This is a genomic window from Methylobacterium sp. J-090 (genome assembly GCF_022829345.1).
Lineage (GTDB): Bacteria > Pseudomonadota > Alphaproteobacteria > Rhizobiales > Beijerinckiaceae > Methylobacterium.
This window is the reverse complement of the sequence record NZ_JAKSXV010000117.1, coordinates 1-1,914: the sequence shown is the minus strand read 5'-3', so window position 1 is coordinate 1,914 and position 1,914 is coordinate 1. Positions and strand designations below refer to the sequence as shown.

The 1,914-nt window shown below is 72.6% G+C and carries 2 protein-coding genes; both read left to right on the top strand.

Annotated features, from left to right (window positions below; genetic code table 11):
• Positions 1 to 694, top strand: a 694-nt coding sequence (locus MKK49_RS24240; RefSeq protein WP_244032776.1) for an ATP-binding cassette domain-containing protein, incomplete at its 5' end; no start/stop codon positions are given.
• The coding region (locus tag MKK49_RS24235; RefSeq protein ID WP_244032774.1) for an HlyD family type I secretion periplasmic adaptor subunit at positions 694 to 1,914 on the top strand (1,221 nt) is incomplete at its 3' end. The genes MKK49_RS24240 and MKK49_RS24235, both read left to right, overlap by 1 nt.

The following is a 1,914-nucleotide window of genomic DNA, read 5'->3' as shown; positions in this document are numbered from 1 at the left end:
GGATGTCGGCTTCGCGCTTCGGGCCGGCCAGGGACTCGGCATCATCGGCCCCTCGGCCTCCGGCAAGTCGAGCCTGGTCCGCGCCCTGGTGGGCGTCTGGCCGGCTTTCCGCGGCAAGGTCCGCCTCGACGGGGCCGCCCTCGACCAATGGTCGGCCGGCGATCTCGGGCCCCATCTCGGCTTCCTGCCCCAGGAGGTCGAACTGTTCGCCGGCACCATCGCGGAGAACATCGCCCGCTTCGATCCCGACGCCCCGTCCGCGGCGGTGATCGCCGCCGCCCGGGCGGCCGGCGTGCACGACCTCGTCCTGCGCCTGCCCGAGGGCTACGACACCCGCATCGGCGAGGGCGGCGCCGGCCTCTCCGCCGGCCAGCGCCAGCGCATCGGCCTGGCGCGCGCCCTCTACGGCGACCCCTTCCTCGTCATCCTCGACGAGCCCAACGCCAACCTCGATTCCGAGGGCGAGAACGCCCTGACGCAGGCGATCCTCGGGGTGCGCCAGCGCGGCGGCATCTGCGTCGTCGTCGCCCACCGGCCCTCGGCGCTGGCCGCCGTCGACCTCATCCTGATGATGGCCGATGGTCGGGCCCAGGCCTTCGGGCCGAAGGACGAGGTGCTCAAGAGCGTGTTGCGGCCGGCCTCCGTTCCATCCGACGTCCGACCCGCCGTCGGCGCCCTGCGGGAGAGTGCGTGATGACCCATATCGTACGTCTCGGTCCTCCTGCCGCGGCCCTCGGCCGCTCGACCGCGCACCGGTCGATCCACGGCCACCTCGCCCTCAGCCTCGGCCTCGGCGCGGCGCTGGTGGTCGGCGTCGGCGGTTGGGCCACCGTCACCCAGATCTCGGGCGCGGTGATCGCACCGGGCCAGCTCGTGGTCGAATCCGACGTGAAGAAGGTCCAGCATCCCACCGGCGGCGTCGTCGGCGAGCTGCGCGTGCGCGAGGGCGCCCGGGTCAAGGCCGGCGACGTGCTGATCCGCCTCGACGCGACCCAGGTCCGGGCCAACCTCGACATCGTCCTGAAGGCCCTCGACGAGCTGTCCGCTCGCCGGGCCCGCGACGAGGCCGAGCGCGACGGCCATGCCGAGATCCGGTTCCCGCCCGAACTTCTCGCCCGCCGGGACGGCGACCCGGCGGTGGCCCACCTCATCGACGGCGAGGCCCGGCTGTTCACCGCCCGCGTGGCGGGCCGCGCGGGCCAGAAGGCGCAGCTGCGCGAGCGCGTCCTGCAGTTGCGCGAGGAGATCAAGGGTCTCACGGAACAGGCCGGGGCCAAGCGGCACGAGATCAGCCTCATCACCGACGAGTTGAAGGGCGTGCGCGAGCTCTACGGCAAGAACCTCGTCTCCCTGGCGCGGGTCAACGCCCTGGAGCGGGATGGCGCCCGTCTCGACGGCGAGCGCGGCCAGCTCGTCGCCGCGACGGCCTCGGCACGGGGCAAGATCACCGAGACCGAGCTTCAGATCCTGCAGATCGACGGCGACATGCGCTCCGAAGTCGGCCGGGACCTGGCCGAGATCCGGGGCAAGTGGTCGGAAGCCGTGGAGAAGCGCGTCGCGGCCGAGGACCAGCTCAAGCGCGTCGACATGCGTTCGCCCCAGGACGGTACCGTGCACCAGATGACGGTGCACACGATCGGCGGCCTGGTGACGCCCTCCGAGCCGGCCATGCTCATCGTGCCGGAGGCCGACCAGCTCGCCGTCGAGGTGAAGATCCAGCCTCAGGACATCGACAACGTCCGCCTCGACCAGGCGGCGATCCTGCGGTTCGCCGCCTTCAACCAGCGCACGACGCCGGAGATCGACGGGGTGGTGAGCCGGGTCTCGGCGGACGTGACCACCGATCCGAAGACCGGCATGAGCCACTACACCGCCCGCATCCGCCTGCCGCCGGACCAGGCCGCCCGTCTCGGC